This is a genomic window from Betaproteobacteria bacterium, from assembly GCA_016720855.1.
GTDB lineage: Bacteria > Pseudomonadota > Gammaproteobacteria > Burkholderiales > Usitatibacteraceae > FEB-7.
This window is the reverse complement of sequence record JADKJU010000003.1, coordinates 235,872-253,641: the sequence shown is the minus strand read 5'-3', so window position 1 is coordinate 253,641 and position 17,770 is coordinate 235,872. Positions and strand designations below refer to the sequence as shown.

Here is a 17,770-nt window from a genome sequence, read left to right as displayed (position 1 = left end):
AACAGCTGCAGAATCACGAACCGCCGCCGGGACCAACCGGCGCCATTTTTCTGGAGGAGACACCCATGTTTCGCTTCGCCCTCAAGGCGGCCACGGCAGCGCTCGCCGTCACCGCTGCCCTCGGCGCCATCGATGCCGCCGCACAAACGAAGTACACCTCCGAAGTTCGGCGAACTTCGTACGGTATCGCGCACATCAAGGCCAACGATTTCGGCAGCGTCGGCTATGGCGTGGGTTATGCCTTCGCGCAGGACAATTTCTGCATGATGGCCGACGAGTTCGTCACCGTGCGCGGCGAGCGGTCGAAGTACTTTGGCGCCACGGGGTCGACCCCCTACAGCATCAACAACCTGTTCAACGATATCTTCTACACCTACTTCAATGGCGACTCCGCCGTGCTCACGGCAGGTCTGGCCAAGATGAAGCCCGAGGTGCAAGCCGCATTCAAGGGATGGGCGGCCGGGTACAACCGGTACCTGCGCGATACGGGCATTGCCAACCTGCCCGCCGCCTGCAAGGACGCCGCCTGGGTGCGCTCGGTCGACGAGGTCGACATGATGCGTCTCGTGCGCCGGTACGCGCTTCAGGCGTCGAGCGGCAACTTCATCGCCGCGATGACGAATACGGCGCCGCCCAAGGCCGGCCTGGACAAGGCCTGGGACGGTGTCTGGGATGATGAATTCTGGCGCGATTACCAGGAGCGTACCGCGCGCCTGGGCAGCAATGCGCTCGCGCTCGGCACGGATGCAACCGACAATGGCCGCGGCCTCCTCCTGGGCAATCCGCACTTCCCCTGGGCCGGAACGCTTCGCTTCTTCCAGTTCCACGTCACCGTTCCGAACCAGATGGATGTGATGGGCGGATCGCTGTCGGGGTTTCCGTTCATCAACATCGGCTTCAACAAGGACGTCGCCTGGAGCCACACGGTCGACAAGGCCAACCATTTCTCGCTTTATGAGCTGAAACTCGATCCCGCAAATCCGCTCAAGTACGTGCTTGACGGGCAGACCCGTGACCTCACGGCCAAGGTCGTCACGGTGCAGGTGAAGCAGGCCGACGGCACCCTGGCCCCGGTCTCGAGAACCATCTATTCGTCGGTCCATGGTCCCCTGGTGAACCTCGGCGCGCCCCTGGTCTGGTCCACGACGAAGGCCTACGCGCTTCGCGATGCCAACCTGGACAACTGGCGCATGGGCGACCAGTGGTTCGACATCAACCGTGCCACGGGCACGAAGGACATCGAATCCGCGCTCGATCGCAACCTCGGTATCCCGTGGGTGAACACGATCTCGGCCGACAAGGATGGCAACGCCTTCTTTGGCGACATCAGCACCGCGCCGAACGTGGACCGCTTCCAGCAGTCCGTGTGCACGCCCGACCTGACCATGGGCGGGGTCTTCGCCTCCCTGGGCGTTCCGGTTCTCGACGGTTCGCGTTCGAGCTGCGACTGGGTCGTGGATGCCTCCACCCCGAGCGCCGGCCTGCTTCCCGGCCCGCGCATGCCCCGGGTGTACCGCAGCGACTTCGTGCAGAACTCGAACGACAATTATTGGCAGACCAACCCGGCCGCGCAGCTGTACAACTTCTATGTGCCGGCGGTGGTCGGCATCGTGCCGCAGCAGCAGGGCATGCGCACCCGCCTTGGTGTGGCGCAGGCTCAGGCCAGGCTTGCCGGAGCCGACGGCGTTTCCGGCAACAAGTTCACGCTGGCGAACCTGCAGCAGATGGCGCTTTCCAATCGCAGCTATTCCGCCGATCTCTTCCTGCCGGACATGCTGACGCTTTGCGGAACTGCGGCTGCCACGTCGGTCACGTCGCTGTGCGACGTCCTGGCGGCCTGGGACCGCAAGTACGAACTGGCGAGCAAGGGGGGGCACCTGTTCAGGGAATTCTTCGCGGTGGCTGCCGGGATTCCGAACGTGTATGCCGTTCCCTTCAATTACCTGGCACCCCTGGCGACGCCGAGCGGACTCAACATCAACGACGCAACGGTGGCGACCGCGCTGGTCAACGCCCTTGCGGCCGCGGGAAAGAAGATCACCGACGCGGGCCTGAAGGTCGATGCCGCGCTGGGCACGATCCAGTTTTCCATCCAGGCGGCGTTGACCGGTGGCCAGGTGATCATCCCCCTGCACGGCAACGCGGGGGACAACCTGGGGATCTACAACAAGATCGATTCGACGCTGGTTCCGGGTCTGGGCTATATCGTGAACTTCGGAACGAGCTACATCCAGACCGTGCAGTTCACGGACGGCGGCGTCAATGCACAGGCGTTCCTCAGCTACTCGCAGTCGACCAATCCCGCTTCCCCGAACTTCGCGGACCAGACGGCGCGCTTCGCCGCCAAGCAGTGGATCACGCTGCCGTTCACGGAGTCGGCCATCACCGGCGACCCGGGCTACCGGACTTCCACCATCAGCGAATGACGCAATCGACGCGAGGGGCCGCAAGGCCTCTCGCGTAACCTCATGTTTCCGAGGAGAAAACGCAGCATCGCCGCATTGTCTTTTCACCTCCGATTCACGACAATAGCTCCACGCGCCCTCGATTCCCAAGAAGCCGCACGAATCACGACACCCTCAGGAGAAACGCCCCATGACACCCGCCTTCCGTCCCATGCTGAAGCCCCTCGTGTTGGCAGTCCTGCTCGCCGGGGCGGGGCCCGCGCTCGCCTTCCAGTTCGATACGGATTTCGGCGTGAAGGGCAGCTTCGACACCACCGTTTCCTACGGCATTTCCGTGCGCGCCAGCGACCGGGATCCCAACCTCATCGGCATCATGAACGGGGGCACTTCGCGCTCCGTGAACGAGGATGACGGCGACCTGAACTACAAGAGGAACAGCCCGTTCGCCAACATCATCAAGGCCACGTCCGACCTCGAGCTGAAATACGGCCGATGGGGTTTCTTCGGGCGCGGCACGGCGTTCTACGACTGGACGAACATGAACAAGGACAACCTGGGGCCCACCGCGATCGATCGCGTCGGAAAGAATTTCGTGGGCCTAGACGGATTCATCAGCGCCTCCTTCGAGCCGTTCGACAAGAACCTGCGCCTGCGCGCCGGCCGCCAGGTGATCAGCTGGGGCGAGAGCACGCTGATCCCCAACGGCATCAACGTCATCAACCCCGTGGATATCTCGAAGCTGCGCGTCCCGGGCTCGGAGTTGAAGGAAGCGTTCCTCCCGACCCAGGGCATCTGGGGCAACCAGGAACTCACCAAGAACCTGAGCATGGAAGGCTTCTACCTCACCAACCACGACAAGATCCGCCTGGATCCGAAGAGAACCTACTTCTCCAACAACGATTTCGCGTCCGACGACGCAACCCAGGTGTTTGTCGGGTTCGGGCGGCGCCGTGACATGAATTTCCCGCCGTCCAACCCGGTTCCGCCGATTCCAGGGGCCGGGGCGGCGCTGAGCGGTATCGCCAGTGCGCTCTACGGCCCCTATGATCCCGCGGCCGCCGTCTGGGCCCCGCGTTCCGCCGACCACGATCCCAGCGACAACGGGCAATATGGCGTCGCGTTTCGCCTGCTGACTCCGGAACTCAATAACACGGAGTTCGGCCTCTTCTACCTGAATTATCACAGCCGGATCCCGATGTTCTCGGGCATCAAGGGGAAGCCGACCTCGGTTCTCACCGGCGGCCCGCTCGTTTCCACGTTCTGCGCGACGCCGGGACTGACCTCCCTCTGCCATACGGGTACCGCCACCTACTTTGCGGAGTATCCGGAAGACATCCACCTCACGGGCATCAGCTTCAATACGGCGGGGCCGGCCGGAATCGCGCTGCAGGGCGAGTACTCGTACCGCTCCAACGTGCCGGTCCAGTACGCCACGCCGGAACTGCTGCTGGCGGCGCTGGGCGCGCCCAACCTCATCACCGGTTACACGCAGATCCCCGGCCTGCCTGCCGGCGCTTCGGCCGCCGCGCTCGTCCCGGATGGCACGTACATCCAGGGCTACCAGCGGCTGAAGATGAACCAGTTCCAGATGACCGCGACGAAGAGCCAGCCCAGCGTCGCGGGGGCTGACCAGCTCATTCTCCTGGGCGAGGTCGGCGTCACGTGGTTCAACGGCATGCCGACGGACGTCAAGTTCAACGGCCCGGCGGTGTACCTGCCGGCGACGGCGCAGGGCGCCGCCGCGGGCTCGGCCTACTCGGTCCAGGAAACCGGGTTCCTCACGAAGACCTCATGGGGCTATCGCCTGATCGGCCGTCTCGAATACAACAATGCGTTGCTGGGCGGGAACATCTCGCCGCGGCTCGCCTGGGCGCAGGACGTGAGTGGTGTCGGCCCGACCTTCAACGAGGGCGTGAAGTCGGCCTCGATCGGCGCATCCTGGGATTACCAGCGCCAGTGGCTGGTGGATCTCCAGTACACGTCGTACTTCGGCGGGCGCACCTATTGCGGCACGGATTCCACCGTGACGCCGGGCCAGAGTCCCAGCTTCTGCTCGGCCGCCAACCCGCTCAAGGACCGCGACTTCTATTCGCTGAGCGTCAGCTACTCGTTCTGATGGCAGCGGGCGGGCGCGCACACCGCGCCTGCCTCGCATGCCGCCGAAAATCACAATATTGAATTGAGGAGACACAACCATGTACGTAATCTCGAAGAAGGCCGCCGCGCTCCTCGCCGTGGGTGCTGCCTTCGCCCTTCCGGCCGCCGCGGAACTGGGCGCGGCCGACCTTGCCAAGCTCGGCACGACGCTTACGCCGATGGGCGCGGAGAAGGCCGGCAACGCGGCCGGCACGATCCCGGCCTGGGATGGCGGCATCACCAAGCCGGTCGCGGGCTACAAGCTCGGCGGGCATTACCCGGATCCCTACCCGAACGACAAGCCGCTCTTCACCATCGACGGCAAGTCCGCGGACAAGTACAAGGACCAGCTCACGCCCGGTCAGGTGGCGATGCTTAAGAAGTACCCGGACTACAAGATGGTCGTGTACCCGACGAGGCGCAGCGGCGCGTTCCCGACCTGCCACTACAACGAGACGAAGGAATGCGCGGCCAAGGCCCAGCTCGCTCCGGGCGGCAATGGAGTGGTCAACTGCACCGGCGGCGTCCCGTTCCCGATTCCCAAGGATGGCAACGAGGCAATCTGGAATTCCGAACTGCGCTATCGCGGGGACACCTTCGCGCAGAACTGGGCGCAGGCCGCGGTCACCCGCACCGGGGACTACGCGCTCGTCAAGTTCGAGTACGAATACGATTTCCAGTACGGCAACTGCTCGAAGCCCGCCGCTCAGCGCGAGCCCAACAAGATCCTGTACTACCTGCAGAGCACCACGGCCCCGGCGCGCCTGGCGGGCCAGATCCTGCTGGTGCACGAGACGGTGGACCAGGCGAAGGAGCCGCGCTCGGCATGGACCTACAACCCGGGCCAGCGCCGCGTGCGCCTCGCGCCCAACGTCGCCTACGACAACCCCGGCACGGCGGCCGACGGCCTTCGCACGAACGACGACTTCGGCATGTACAACGGCGCCACGGACCGCTACAACTGGAGGCTGGTCGGCAAGAAGGAGATGTACATGCCGTACAACTCCAACCGCATGTCCGCGCCGAACCTCAAGTACTCCGACGTATTGAAGCCGGGGCACCTGAACCAGGATCTCGCGCGCTACGAGCTGCATCGCGTGTGGGTGGTGGAAGCCACGCTCAAGCCGGGCACGAGCCACATCTACGCCAAGCGCGTGTTCTTCCTCGACGAGGACAGCTGGGCGGTGCTCGCCACCGACAAGTACGACGGCCGGGGGGAACTGTGGCGCTTCTCCGAGCAGCACAACGAGGCCTGGTACAACGTTCCGATGTTCTTCGGCACGATCGAGGTGCACAACGACCTCCAGTCCGGCCGCTACATCGCCATGGGCCTGAGGAACGAGGAAGCGGTGATCTACAAGGCGATCAAGCGCACCGGGGCCGACTACAGCCCGAACAGCCTGCGCGCCCTCGGCACACGCTAGCGTCCGACCCGGCCACCGGCCGGCCGGGGGCAGTTTCGGGCGCCGACTGCGCCGGGACTGCCCCCTTTTCATTGGAGCGAGGGACATGAAGAAGACCATGGTTGCGGGAGCGCTCGTCGCGGCGGGACTCGCGTTCGGGACGGTTCACTCCCGGGCGGCGGACATCCTGCCCGACTCCGGGCCGATGCCGAAGGTCACGATGGAGCGCCTGCTCCTGATCGACGCCACGCATCGGGGCACCCGCGTGATCGCCGTCGGCGACCGCGGCTACATCGTGCTCTCGGATGACAACGGCAAGACCTGGCGGCGCGCGAAGTCCCCGGCTGCGCCGCTGCTGACGGCGGTCGAGTTCACCGACGCGCAGCACGGCTGGGCGGTCGGCCACGATTCCGTGATCCTCGCGACCACCGACGGGGGCGAGACCTGGGTGCAGCAATTCGCCGCGCCCGCCGAACAGCGGCCGCTCCTCGACGTGGCCTTCCTCGACGGGAACACCGGCTACGCCATCGGCGCCTATGGCTCGTTCCTCGAGACGGTCGATGGCGGCAAGAGCTGGAATCCGCGCAAGGTGATCGAGGACGACAAACACCTCAATGCCTTCGTGAAGCTCCCGGACGGGCACCTCATCATCCTCGGAGAAGCAGGAGCCATCCTCCTATCGCCTGACGCGGGCAAGACCTGGAGCGCCGTGCCGTCTCCCTACAAGGGCTCGCTCTTCGGCGGGATCGTGGCCGATGACGGAGCGGTGGTCGCCTTCGGCCTGCGCGGGCGAATCTTCCGCTCGACCGACGCCGGGAAGAACTGGAACGCGGTCGACAATGCCTCCGTCGCCACCCTCATGGGAGGATCGAAGCTTCCGGACGGCGCTCTCGTGATTGCCGGGGCCGGCGGGACGGCGCTCGTCTCGCGCGATAACGGCCAGTCATTCGTGCCACTCGCCACGGGCAGCATCAAGGCCTTCTCCAAGGCGGTGCTCGGGTCGGCCAATTCGGTGATCCTGATCGGCGAGACGGGCGTGCGCGAAGCGGCGCTGCCGCTCGGAAAGCGATAGGGGCAGGCCATGAACCTCGACACAGTGATCCAGGCGGTCTCCGGTTTCGTCTTCGGCCATCGACGCGCGCTCCTCGTTTTCTTCGGCATCCTCACGGCGATCTTCCTCGCCTCCGCCTCGCGTCTCGTGGTGGACGCGGGATTCAGCAAGATGGTGCCGCTCGATCATCCATACATGAAGGTCTACCGCGATTACGAGAAGGTATTCGGCAGCGCGAACCGCATCGCGGTGGCCATCGTCCAGAAGGACGGCGACATCTTCAACAAGGAGTACATGGCGAAGCTCAAGGGCCTCACGGACGACGTGTTCCTGCTGAACGGCGTGGACAGGCCTTCCGTCAAGTCGCTCTTCACGCCCAACACGCGCTTCATCGAGGTGATCGAGGAGGGCTTCTCGGGCGGCAACGTGATTCCGGCCACCTTCCAGGGCACCTTCGAGGACCTGAAGCAGGTGCGCTCCAACGTGCAGAAATCCAGCGAGATCGGCCGCACGGTGGCCACCGACTTCTCCGGGGCCCTGGTCACCGCGGGACTCCTCGAGATAGACCCGCAGACGGGCAAGCGCCTGAACTACTTCGAGGTCGCCTCGAAGCTCGAGTCCCTGCGCGCCAAGTACGAGGGGCCCACGCAGTCGGTGCACATCATCGGCTTCGCCAAGGCGGTGGGCGACATCCGCGACGGCGCGCGCGGAGTGCTCACCTTCTTCGGCATCGCCTTCGTGATCACCGCAGGCCTCATGTTCTTCTTCGTGAAGGACCTGAAGCTCACCGGGGTGGCGCTCGCGGTCGCGATGATGCCGGTGCTCTGGCTCCTGGGCACGCTCCCGATCCTGGGCTACGGCATCGATCCCCTCTCGATCCTCGTGCCCTTCCTCATCTTCTCCATCGGCGTTTCCCACGCGGTGCAGATGGTGAAGGCGTGGGAACACGAGGTGGCCGCGGGCACCGACAGCCTCACGGCCGCCAGGCGATCCTTCGCGAGGCTCTTCATTCCCGGCACTTTCGCGCTGCTCACCAACGTGCTGGGTTTCGCGGTGATCATGCTCATCCCCATCGACATCGTGCGCGAGCTCGGCATCACGGCCTCGCTGGGCGTGGCCTGGATGATCGTCACGAACAAGATGCTGCTGCCCATCCTGCTGTCGTATCTGTCCATGTCGAAGGCGGCGGCCAGCAGGGATGCTTTCCAGGAAAGCCGCGTGGAGCGCGTCTGGCGCGTCGCCTCGGGTTGCGTGCAGAGGCGCAAGGCCGGGGTGATCATCGGCGTCTCGGTGGTGATTCTAGCCATCGGTGTCGTCGGTGCGCACAGGCTGAAAGTGGGCGACTACGGTATCGGCGTGCCCGAGTTGCGGCCGGAGTCGCGCTACAACAGGGACAATGCGACGATCGTCGACAAGTTCGCCATGGGCACGAACACGCTCGGCGTCGTGGCGCAGACGAAGAACGTGCAGGGCGCGTGCACCAACTACGACATCATGAGCGTCATCGAGAAATTCGACTGGTACATGCAGAACGCGCCGGGCACCCAGTCGGTGATCTCGCTTCCGGGTCTCGCGAAGAACGTCACCGCCGGCTTCAACGAGGGCAACCTCAAGTGGCGCCAGCTGCCGCGCGACCCGCAGGTGCTGGCGCAGGGCGTGACGCCGATCGACACGGCCACGGGCCTGCTCAACCCGGATTGCAGCGCCATGCAGGTGCTCATCTTCACCACCGACCAGCAGGGCGACACGATCGCCTCGCTCGTGTCCAACGTCAAGGCCTTCGCGGCGAAGGCGAATACCGACAACCTCGAGTTCAAGCTCGCCACCGGCAACGTGGGCGTCATGGCAGCCACCAACGAGGCGGTCGACCAGGCGCGCTGGGAAATGAACTTCGCGATCTTCGGCGCCCTGATGGCGATGTGCATGATCACGTTCCGCAGCCTCCGCGCCACGCTTTGCATCCTCATCCCGCTGGCGCTCGTTTCCGTGCTGTGCGAGGCGCTCATGCCGCTGCTGGGCATCGGGCTCAAGGTCTCGACGCTGCCGGTGATCGCCCTCGGCGTGGGCGTGGGCGTGGACTACGGCATTTATCTCTACGACCGCATCGAGGTGCATCTCGAGGAGGGCAAGTCGCTCGCGAACGCGTTCTTCGAGGCCCTGAAGGAACGCGGCACGGCGATGGTGTTCACGGCGGTGACCATGACTCTCGGCGTGGGCACCTGGGCCATGTCGGCGCTCAAGTTCCAGGCCGACATGGGCATCCTCCTCGCGTTCATGTTCTTTCTGAACATGCTGGGCGCGATCTTTCTGCTGCCCGCGCTGGCCGCGTTCCTGCTCAAGCCGCACCGGGCCGTCCCGCCGGCCGAGTCCGTCTGACGGTTCCGGTGCACGGCGCGGCTCGCTTCCCCATCGCGGCGGGGGCCTTGGTCCTTGCCGCGGGCGTGGCCCTCGGCGCGATCGCCTCCCATGCCGCGGGTCGCGCCCCGCATCCGGACGCTGCACGACTCCTGCAGACGGCGGTGCTCTACCAGCTGGTGCACGGTGTCGGGATCGTGCTGATCGGCGTCCTGGCGGGTTTCGGACAGTCGCGGTGGCTGGCCTTGTCGGGCGCAGCGTTCCTGCTGGGCGTGGCGCTTTTCTGCGGGTCCCTCTACTGGCTTGCGTTCACGGCCGTCTCGGCGGGTCCGCTCGCGCCTCTCGGGGGCGCCTCGTTCATTGCCGGCTGGATCTTCCTCGCTATCCACGCACTCTTCGGCAATCGCGGCTAGGACGGCACCACCGCATCTCCCAGGCGGACCGCACCGGTACGCACCGTCACGGCGTTCATGCCGAAACGCGCGCCGTAGTCGGGACTGTTCCGGTAGCCCGCCAGCGTGGCCAGCGGCTCCGGACCCGTCACCTCTCCGGTGGACTGGTCGGTGGTCGTGACGCGGCAGCGCCCGCAGGGCTTGGCCATCCGGAGCACGGCCGTTCCCGCCGCGAACCCTCCCCAGCCATCCTCGGCGAATGGCAGCGCGCCCCGCACGACGATGTTGGCGCGAAAGCGATCCAGCGGCACGGGGTGCGCCAGGCGTGCGTTGAGGTCCGCAAGCGAAGCCTCGGTGACGATGAGGAACGCGTAACCGTCCGCGAACCCGACTTGCTTGTCGTTGCCGGCGTGGCGAGGGTTCGAGAGGCGGTGCGTGGAATCCGGCATGTACACCAGGCGGCAGGGCCTGCCGAGGCAATCGGTGAGCCAGCGGTCAGCTTCGGGAGAAGGCGCGATGGCAAGGCAGGCGCTGTCCCAGACTTCCACGCGCATCGATTCGCCCTCCACGGGCTCGAGCGGGATCGCCACCTCGGCTGCGTCCGGTGCGGCAAGGCGAAGCTCGTCGCCGGCGATCTCGGTCCACACCGTGGCCATGCGCGGATAGTCGCGTTGCGTGAGGAACCCGCCCGCAGGATCGACCACCATGAAGCGCCGGTCGTGCGCCAGGCCGCGGTCGGTGACTGCCGCGGAATCGACAGCGATGCCCTTGAGGGACTTGACGGGATAGATGTTCAGCTGGGAGATGGCGACGGTCATGGGGGAGGCAGGATTGAATTGAGGGGGGATCAAGGGTACTTTACACTCTCGAATTTCATCCTCGTCCCCGCGTGCGCGGGAGCGACGGGGCTTCCTGAAGGGGGACACCATGGCACTGTGGGACAAGTTGATGGGCGAACTGGTCGATATCGTCGAATGGCTCGACGATTCGAACAACACGCTCGCTTACCGCTTCGAGCGCTACCAGAACGAGATCAAGTACGGCGCGAAGCTCGTGGTTCGCGAGGGCCAGGTGGCCGTCTTCATCAACGAGGGAAAGCTCGCCGACGTGTTCACGCCCGGCACGCACGAGCTGACCACGCAGAACCTGCCGATCCTCGCCACCCTCAAGGGCTGGAAGTTCGGCTTCAACAGCCCCTTCAAGGCGGAGGTGTACTTCTGCTCCACGCGCAAGTTCACCAACCTCAAGTGGGGCACGCCGGGCCCGGCGACGATGCGCGACAAGGATTTCGGCGTCGTTCGCGCGACCGCCTTCGGCATCTACGCGATCCGCGTGAAGGATGCCGGCACCTTCGTGAAGGACCTGGTCGGCACCGACAACCGCTTCACCACCGACGAGATCCAGGAGAACCTGCGCGGCAAGATCGGGCTTCGCATCAAGGAGGTGATGCCGGAGCTGGGTATTCCCATCGTGGAGCTCGAGGCCAAGGTCACGGAGCTGGGCACTCGCCTTCGCGACCGCCTTTCTCCCGAGTTCGAGCAATTGGGATTCGAGCTGGTGGAAGTCCAGGTGCAGGACATCGGCCTGCCGGAGGAGGTCGAGAAGGCCATCGACAAGCGCGGCGCCATGGCCGCCATCGGCAACCTGCAGGCCTACACGCAGTACGAGACGGCCTCCGCGATCCGCGATGCGGCCAACAATCCCGGCGGTGCGGCTGGCGCGGGCGTGGGCCTCGGCGCGGGCATCGCGATGGGTGCGCAGATGGTGAATGCGATGGGAGGGGCCATGGGCGCAGGCACCGCCGCCGCCGGTTTAGCGGTTCCGCCGCCGATTCCAGGCGCGGTCGCGTTCCACGTCGCGGTCGGTGGCCAGCAGGCCGGCCCCTTCGAGCTGACGGCCCTCCAGCAACAGGCGGCCGGCGGCCAGCTCACGCGCGCGTCCCTCGTGTGGAAGGCGGGCATGGCGCAGTGGACCAAGGCGGGCGAGGTGCCCGAGCTCGCCGCGCTTTTCGCCAGCGTTCCCCCGCCCGTGCCGCCGTCCGCGTAGTCGATGGAACAGTCGGAACTCCAACCGACCCGCCCCGAGAACGCGTTCGTCAAGACGTTTCCCTGCACCGGGTGCGGGGCAAAGCTCTCGTTCTCGCCTGGGACGCGGGAACTCAAGTGCGAGTTCTGCGGCACCGCGAACGAGATCGCGGAGAACGACGCGCGTATCGAGGAGCTCGACTTCGAGACCTACCTCAGGGCGCTCGAGGGCAAGATGGAGGTGCAGGAAGTCGAGCAGGTGAAGTGCGACAAGTGCGGCGCGGAGCAGTCGATGGGCGGGAGCCTGTTCGCGGGAACCTGCACCTTCTGCGGCGCCGCCATCGTCTCGAAGAGTTACGCCAGCCGGCGCATCAAGCCCAAGGCGATCGTGCCTTTCCAGGTGAACAGGGCGCGCGCGGCCGACAGTTTTCGCCGCTGGGTGAGGAGCCTCTGGCTATCCCCGGGCGACCTGAAGAAATACGCGCAGAGCGACGCGGGCCTGGCCGGCATGTACCTTCCCTACTGGACCTACGACTGCAACACGGCCAGCGACTACGTTGGCGAGCGGGGAGACGACTACTACACGACGGATACCTTCACCAGCCGGAACTCCTCCGGCGAGACGGTCACGGAGAGCCGCCGCGTGAAACACACGCGATGGACGCCGGCCTCGGGGCACGTGGAGCGCTTCCACGACGACGTGCTCGTGATGGCGTCCAATACGCTTCCGGCCGGCATCACCGGCTCGGTCATGCGCTTCAACCTGAAGGGGCTGGTGCCCTACCAGCCGGAGTTCGTGAGCGGCTTCCAGGCCGAGGCCTACCAGGTGACCCTCAGGGACGGCTTCCCGATCGCGAAAGTGTCCATCGACGAGGCGGTGCGTAGCCTCATCTGCGGTGACATCGGGGGCGACCAGCAGCGAATCCACTCGGTGTCCACGCGCTACAGCGACGTCAAGTTCAAGCACGTGCTGCTGCCGGTCTGGATCTCCGCCTACCGCTACCGAGACAAGGCCTACCGCTTCCTCATCAACGGTCAGACCGGGGAAGTCTCCGGGGAGAGCCCGAAGTCGTGGTGGAAGATCGCCTTCCTCGTCCTGGGGATCCTCGTGGTGCTCTTCGTGATCCTGGTCGCGGGGGGGCGAGGGTAAAAGGGGGGAAGGGGCCGACCCCTTTTCCTCTCTTCCCCGACCAATTCGCCTCAGGCGGCCTTCTGCCGTACGGTCAGGTGCGCCTCGGGCACAGGGTAGCCCGCCGCGCCGAACGTGTCGCGGATCGCCTTGTTGGTGTCGAAAAAGACCTGCCAGTAGTGGTCGGTGTGGACGAACGGGCGCACCGCGAGCACCGGGCCGCGCTCGTTGAAGGCGAGGATCTCGACGCTGGGCGGGGGGTCGGCGACCACGTTCGCGATGCGGGGGAGCGCCTCCTTCCGGCGCCGGATCGCATCATGGGGATCGACCGAGTGGTTGAGCTGTGCGGTGAGCTCCACCCGGCGGTGCGGATTGTTGGAGAAATTATTGATCGTGCCGCCCATGACCTTCGCGTTCCCGACGAAGGTCTGGACGTTGTCGGGCGTGTCGATCGCCGTTGTGAAGAGGCCCACGGCGCGCACCGTGCCCTCCACGTCGCCGGCCAGGACGTAGTCGCCCACCTTGAAAGGCCGCAGCACCAGGATGAAGGCGCCCGCCGCGAAGTTGGCGAGCAGTCCCGACCAGGCGGCGCCGATCGCGATGCCCAGCGCGGCGATCAATGCCGCGAACGAGGTGGTCTCCACACCGAAGTAACCGAGGATGCCGATCACCAGCAGGACATTGAGTGCCACCGCAATCGTGTTGCCGATATAGCGGATGACCGTGGGCTCCACCTTCTGGCGCTCCAGCGCCTTCTGGATCAGGCCGCCGGCGATGCCGATGAGCAACCGCCCGGCGATGTAGATGACGGTAGCGCCAACGACCTTGAAACCTATTGCAAGCAGCGCGGGTTTCGCCGATTCGTAAAACGACTGGATGTCCATGCTCGTGTTCCCTGTTGTCGTACCAATAGAAAGGGGGCCTTGCGGCCCCCGTGGTTCGCGCCGGCAGGATCAGCCGGCCTGCTTCAGCATCGTGTCGCCGTCGGAGACCTCGAACTTGCCGGGCGCCTCGACATTCAGCGACTTCACGACGCCATCGTCCACCAGCATCGAGAAGCGCTGGCAGCGCATGCCCATGCCGCGCGCGTTGAGGTCGAGCTCGAGGCCGAGCTGCCTGGTGTAGGCGGCGCTGCCGTCGGCCAGGAAACGGATCTTGCCGCCAGCCTTCTGGTCACGCGACCAGGCGCCCATGACGAACGGGTCGTTCACCGCGAAGCACCAGATCTCGTCCACGCCCCTGGCCTTGAGGGCATCGAAATTGTTGAGGTAGCTGGGCACGTGCTTGGCCGAGCAGGTGGGGGTGAAGGCGCCCGGCAGGCCGAAGATCGCGATCTTCCTGCCCTTCACCAGGTCCTCGACCTTGAACGTGTTGGGGCCGAGGGAGCAGCCATTGCCCTCGACTTCGATGAATTCCTGGACCGTGCCACCGGGCAGGCGGTCGCCGACTTTGATGGTCATGTTCGATGCTCCTCTCGTTGTTGGGGGGTGCGGATGAATCAGGCGGCAGCGTGGGACCGGCGGAAGGCGGCCAGTGCGAGGCCGGCCGCCACGAACGCGCCGCCGAGGATGCGGTTCACCCAGCGCAGGTGCGAAGGGTCCTTCATCACGGCGAGCACGCGTGCCGCGAGCCCGATGTAGCCTGCCATCACCACGAGGTCCACGACGAGGGTCGTGAGCCCGAGGATCGCGTACTGCTGGAGTTGCGGGCGCGCCACGTCGATGAATTGCGGCAGCACGGCAGCGTAGAAGATGATCCCCTTGGGGTTGCTGATGTTCACCAGGAAGCCCTTCAGGAAGACCTCGCGGGAATCCTTGCCCTGCGGGGCGTCGGCCCGCGCATCGAAGCGGTGGGGTGCCGAGCGCCACGTGGCGATGCCCAGCCACACCAGGTAGGCGACGCCGCCCCACTTCACGACGGTGAAGAGCGATTCCGAAGCGAGGAGGATCGCCCCGAGGCCCACCGACACGAAGCCCATCAGGGCGAAGTTGGCCACCTGCATGCCCACCGCATTCCACATCCCGCGCCGAAAGCCGTGGTTGAGCCCCGCAGCCAGGCTCGAGAACACCCCCGGCCCGGGCGATACGGACAGGATGAGCGTGGCGGCGAGGTAGGTGATCCAGACGGAAAAGTCCATGGGCAGGCGGGGAAGCAGATCGGCCGGGAAAGCTGGCGAATGCGACTCATTGTAACCTGCGCAACCACCTCGTTCAGGCCGGCCGCTGCCCGGGACCCGTTCGGAAAGCTGCGGCTCAGCGTCCCGTCTCGATGGCGCGCCTGGCGATGCGATCGACGAGTCCCGGCGCCAGGAGCTTGAGAAAGAGCCCGAGCTTTCCGCGGGCCGTCATGACGACTTCCCGCTTCCTTGCCTTGATCGCCTCGAGGGTGATCCGCGCGCACTCCTCCACACCCATGACTTCGCCTTCCTTTACCGGGCTCACCCGGATGGGCTTGCCATCGGGTCCCGAGGCGTTTTCGCGAATGCCGGTGGAGACGAAGCCGGGATAGATCATCGTGACGCTCACGCCGGAGCCGGCAAGCTCGATGCGCAGCGTGTCGAAGAAGCCCGTCATGGCGTGCTTGCTGGCCGCGTAACCCGAACGGGTGGGCACGCCCGTGCGCCCGGCGAGACTGGAGATCCCGACCAGGCGTCCCCGTGACGCCTTCAGGTGCGGCAGGGCGTGGTGCGTGCAGTACACGGCGCCCATGTAGTTCACCTGCATGATGCGGGCGAGGATCGACATGTCGTCGATCTCGTCGAAGCGCGCCCACATCGTCGCCCCGGCGTTGTTCACCAGCGTGTCGATACGCCCGAAGACCGCGACCGCGCGCTCCACCATCCTGCGGCAATCGTCCTCGATCGCGACATCGGCGACGATCACCTCGGCCATCGCACCCAGCGCCACGCACTCGGATGCCACCTTTACCAGTGCCTCCCGGTCGCGTGCGACCAGGACGAGCATCGCGCCCCGCCCCGCCATCTGCCTTGCCAGCTCCGCGCCGATTCCCTTCGAGGCGCCCGTGATGATGACCACGCTGCCCTTCATTTTTCCGTCTCCGGATCCGGTATGTGGTTGAACGCGATGTGCATCCCGCCCCGGTCGCGCGCCTTGTGTGCAGAGGCGAAGTACACCGCCTGCCTGCCGAACCGTGCGTTCAGCCTGTCCAGGGTCTCGTACAGGCTCTTCGATTTCGATTCGGAGGCGAAGAGCGAGCCGGTGTGCCCGGCCTGCGTCACCAGATCGGAAAAGGCCATGCCGACCTGCAGGATGGTGCGCCTGCCGTTCGGCCGTCCGGTCCACAGTCTTTCCAGGGTATGCAGGAAAGTGACGGTGTCCTGCGTGTCCACGAGTCGCATGTCCGCGTCCCAACGGGAGCCGTCGAGGTACTTGATCCCGATGGAAAGCCTCGAGGCGTAGTGCCCCGACTTGCGCAGCCGCACCGCTGCCTTCTGCACGAGACGGTCGAGGATCGCGTGGGCATCGACGGCATTGCGCTTGTCCGGCGCCAGGACGCTCGAATGGGAGATCGATCGCGTGGCGCCATCGCGGGCCGCGGCGACCTCTCCCCGCAGGCGATCGTGCATCACGTCGCCGCCGACGCCGCCCCAGACCGCGCGCAGTTCCTCGCGCGTACGGCCGCAGAGTTCCTCGACGTTGCGGATGCCGTGGCCGATGAGGCGCTTCTCCATCTGGCTGCCGATGCCGGAGAGGTCGCGCAGCTGAAGGGCGAAGAGCCTTTGCGGAAGCTCGCGCTTCTCGATCAGCACCAGCCCGTCGGGCTTCATCATGTCGGAGGCCGTCTTCGCGATGAAAGTGTTGGGGCCGATGCCGATGGAGGTGCGCAGGCAAACGCCCACGCGCTCGTGCAGGGCCTCCTTCACCTTGTGCGCCAGGTCCAGCGCGCGTGCGGGCTCGCACCAGCGGCCGGTGAGCTCGCAGTCCATTTCGTCGATGGACAGCACCTCGCGCACGGGGACGACGGTATCCACCGTGGCCACGGCGCGGTGATGAAAGTCGATGTACACCTCGTGGCGCGCCAGCACGAATTCGATGCCGGGGCACAGCTTCTTCGCATCCCGCACCTTCGTGCCGGTCTTCACGCCGAAGGTCTTGGCCTCCACGCTCGCGGCGATGCAGACGGTGGTGTCCGCCATCATCGGGACCACCCCCACCGGCCGCCCGCGCAGACGCGGTTCCACCTGCTGCTCCACGGAGGCGAAGTAGGAGTTGAAGTCGACAAGGAGCGAGCGCAGCGTCACAGGAGGATCGGTGCCCGGTTCGCGTGCCAGGCACGCGTGCCTGGCACCAGGGTTACAGGTCGGTGGCCCCGGAGAAGGCGGTGACGACGGCCTCCAGGCCCCTCGCATCGACTTCATCGAAGCGCGAAAGAATCGGGCTGTCGAGATCCAGCACGCCCGCCACACGGCCGGCGCTCACCACCGGCACCACCACCTCGCTTCGCGACGCGCTGTCGCAGGCGATGTGGCCGGGGAACGCGTGGACGTCGGGGACGACGAGAGTTCGTCGCGAGGCGGCGGCCGTTCCGCACACCCCCTTGCCCAGTGCGATGCGCACGCAGGCGGGCTTGCCCTGGAAGGGGCCGAGCACGAGCCCGCCGTCCTTCATCCAGTAGAACCCGGCCCAGTTGAGATCCGGCAGCGCGTGGAAGAGGAGGGCGGCGAGATTGGCCGCGTTGGCGGTCGCGTCCCGCTCGCCCTGGAGGAGGGACTTTGCCTGCTCAAGGAGCTGCGCGTAGAGGTCGGTCTTGGGCACGAGGGAAGGAGGGGGGCTGACGGCGAGCATGGAATCGATCCGGGAGACGCCGCAAGGTTACCACCGCCGCGGCGGGGATCGGCCCCGGGGCCGCCCCGCT

At 65.9% G+C, this 17,770-nt stretch carries 15 protein-coding genes; 8 read left to right on the top strand and 7 right to left on the bottom strand.

What is annotated here, in order from left to right:
* Positions 1-65 precede the first annotated feature (65 nt).
* The 6 genes from IPP91_14810 to IPP91_14785 all read left to right on the top strand — a co-directional run bounded on the left by IPP91_14810 (position 66) and on the right by IPP91_14785 (position 9,763).
* A complete protein-coding gene (locus IPP91_14810; GenBank protein ID MBL0143336.1) occupies positions 66-2,426 on the top strand; it encodes an acylase in 2,361 nt (786 codons plus the stop codon).
* A 169-nt stretch (positions 2,427-2,595) separates the two neighbouring features.
* The gene (locus IPP91_14805; protein ID MBL0143335.1) at positions 2,596-4,521 is read left to right on the top strand and encodes a DUF1302 domain-containing protein; all 1,926 of its coding nucleotides are present in this window, start codon (positions 2,596-2,598) and stop codon (positions 4,519-4,521) included.
* Positions 4,522-4,600: 79 nt separating this feature from the next.
* Entirely contained in the window at positions 4,601-5,965 is a 1,365-nt protein-coding gene (locus IPP91_14800; GenBank protein ID MBL0143334.1) for a DUF1329 domain-containing protein, read from the top strand.
* Positions 5,966-6,050: 85 nt separating this feature from the next.
* Positions 6,051-7,016 carry a hypothetical protein gene (locus IPP91_14795; protein MBL0143333.1) on the top strand — a complete coding sequence of 322 codons (966 nt, stop codon included), beginning with the start codon at positions 6,051-6,053 and terminating at the stop codon, positions 7,014-7,016.
* A 9-nt stretch (positions 7,017-7,025) separates the two neighbouring features.
* Positions 7,026-9,371, top strand: coding sequence for an MMPL family transporter (locus IPP91_14790; protein MBL0143332.1), 2,346 nt, complete (start codon positions 7,026-7,028; stop codon positions 9,369-9,371).
* A gap of 47 nt (positions 9,372-9,418) precedes the next feature.
* Positions 9,419-9,763, top strand: a complete 345-nt coding sequence (locus IPP91_14785; protein MBL0143331.1) for a DUF423 domain-containing protein — start codon at positions 9,419-9,421, stop codon at positions 9,761-9,763.
* Here the strand turns inward: IPP91_14785 and IPP91_14780 are convergent.
* The gene (locus IPP91_14780) at positions 9,760-10,560 is read right to left on the bottom strand and encodes an MOSC N-terminal beta barrel domain-containing protein (protein ID MBL0143330.1); all 801 of its coding nucleotides are present in this window, start codon (positions 10,558-10,560) and stop codon (positions 9,760-9,762) included. The two genes, IPP91_14785 and IPP91_14780, sit on opposite strands and share 4 nt — an antisense overlap.
* Before the next feature lie 109 nt (positions 10,561-10,669).
* On the opposite strand from IPP91_14780, the gene IPP91_14775 reads away from it, so the two are divergent.
* Positions 10,670-11,788, top strand: coding sequence for an SPFH domain-containing protein (locus IPP91_14775; GenBank protein MBL0143329.1), 1,119 nt, complete (start codon positions 10,670-10,672; stop codon positions 11,786-11,788).
* A 3-nt stretch (positions 11,789-11,791) separates the two neighbouring features.
* A complete protein-coding gene (locus IPP91_14770) occupies positions 11,792-12,916 on the top strand; it encodes a hypothetical protein (protein MBL0143328.1) in 1,125 nt (374 codons plus the stop codon).
* Between the two features lie 50 nt (positions 12,917-12,966).
* On the opposite strand, the gene IPP91_14765 is transcribed toward IPP91_14770, so the two are convergent.
* From IPP91_14765 to IPP91_14740, 6 genes are all read right to left on the bottom strand, one after another.
* A complete protein-coding gene (locus IPP91_14765) occupies positions 12,967-13,779 on the bottom strand; it encodes a mechanosensitive ion channel family protein (GenBank protein ID MBL0143327.1) in 813 nt (270 codons plus the stop codon).
* Positions 13,780-13,848: 69 nt separating this feature from the next.
* Positions 13,849-14,355: a peroxiredoxin gene (locus IPP91_14760; GenBank protein MBL0143326.1), complete on the bottom strand. Its 507-nt coding sequence runs from the start codon at positions 14,353-14,355 to the stop codon at positions 13,849-13,851.
* A 38-nt stretch (positions 14,356-14,393) separates the two neighbouring features.
* Positions 14,394-15,032, bottom strand: a complete 639-nt coding sequence (locus IPP91_14755; protein MBL0143325.1) for a LysE family transporter — start codon at positions 15,030-15,032, stop codon at positions 14,394-14,396.
* Positions 15,033-15,147: 115 nt separating this feature from the next.
* On the bottom strand, positions 15,148-15,942 hold the full coding sequence (locus IPP91_14750; protein MBL0143324.1) for an SDR family oxidoreductase: 795 nt from the start codon (positions 15,940-15,942) through the stop codon (positions 15,148-15,150).
* Positions 15,939-17,156, bottom strand: coding sequence for a DNA-directed DNA polymerase (locus IPP91_14745; protein MBL0143323.1), 1,218 nt, complete (start codon positions 17,154-17,156; stop codon positions 15,939-15,941). Before IPP91_14745 ends, IPP91_14750 begins: the two co-directional genes overlap by 4 nt.
* 52 nt (positions 17,157-17,208) lie before the next feature.
* Positions 17,209-17,700 (bottom strand): GAF domain-containing protein, encoded by a 492-nt coding sequence (locus tag IPP91_14740; protein MBL0143322.1) that lies wholly within the window; start codon positions 17,698-17,700, stop codon positions 17,209-17,211.
* Between the last annotated feature and the right edge of the window lie 70 nt (positions 17,701-17,770).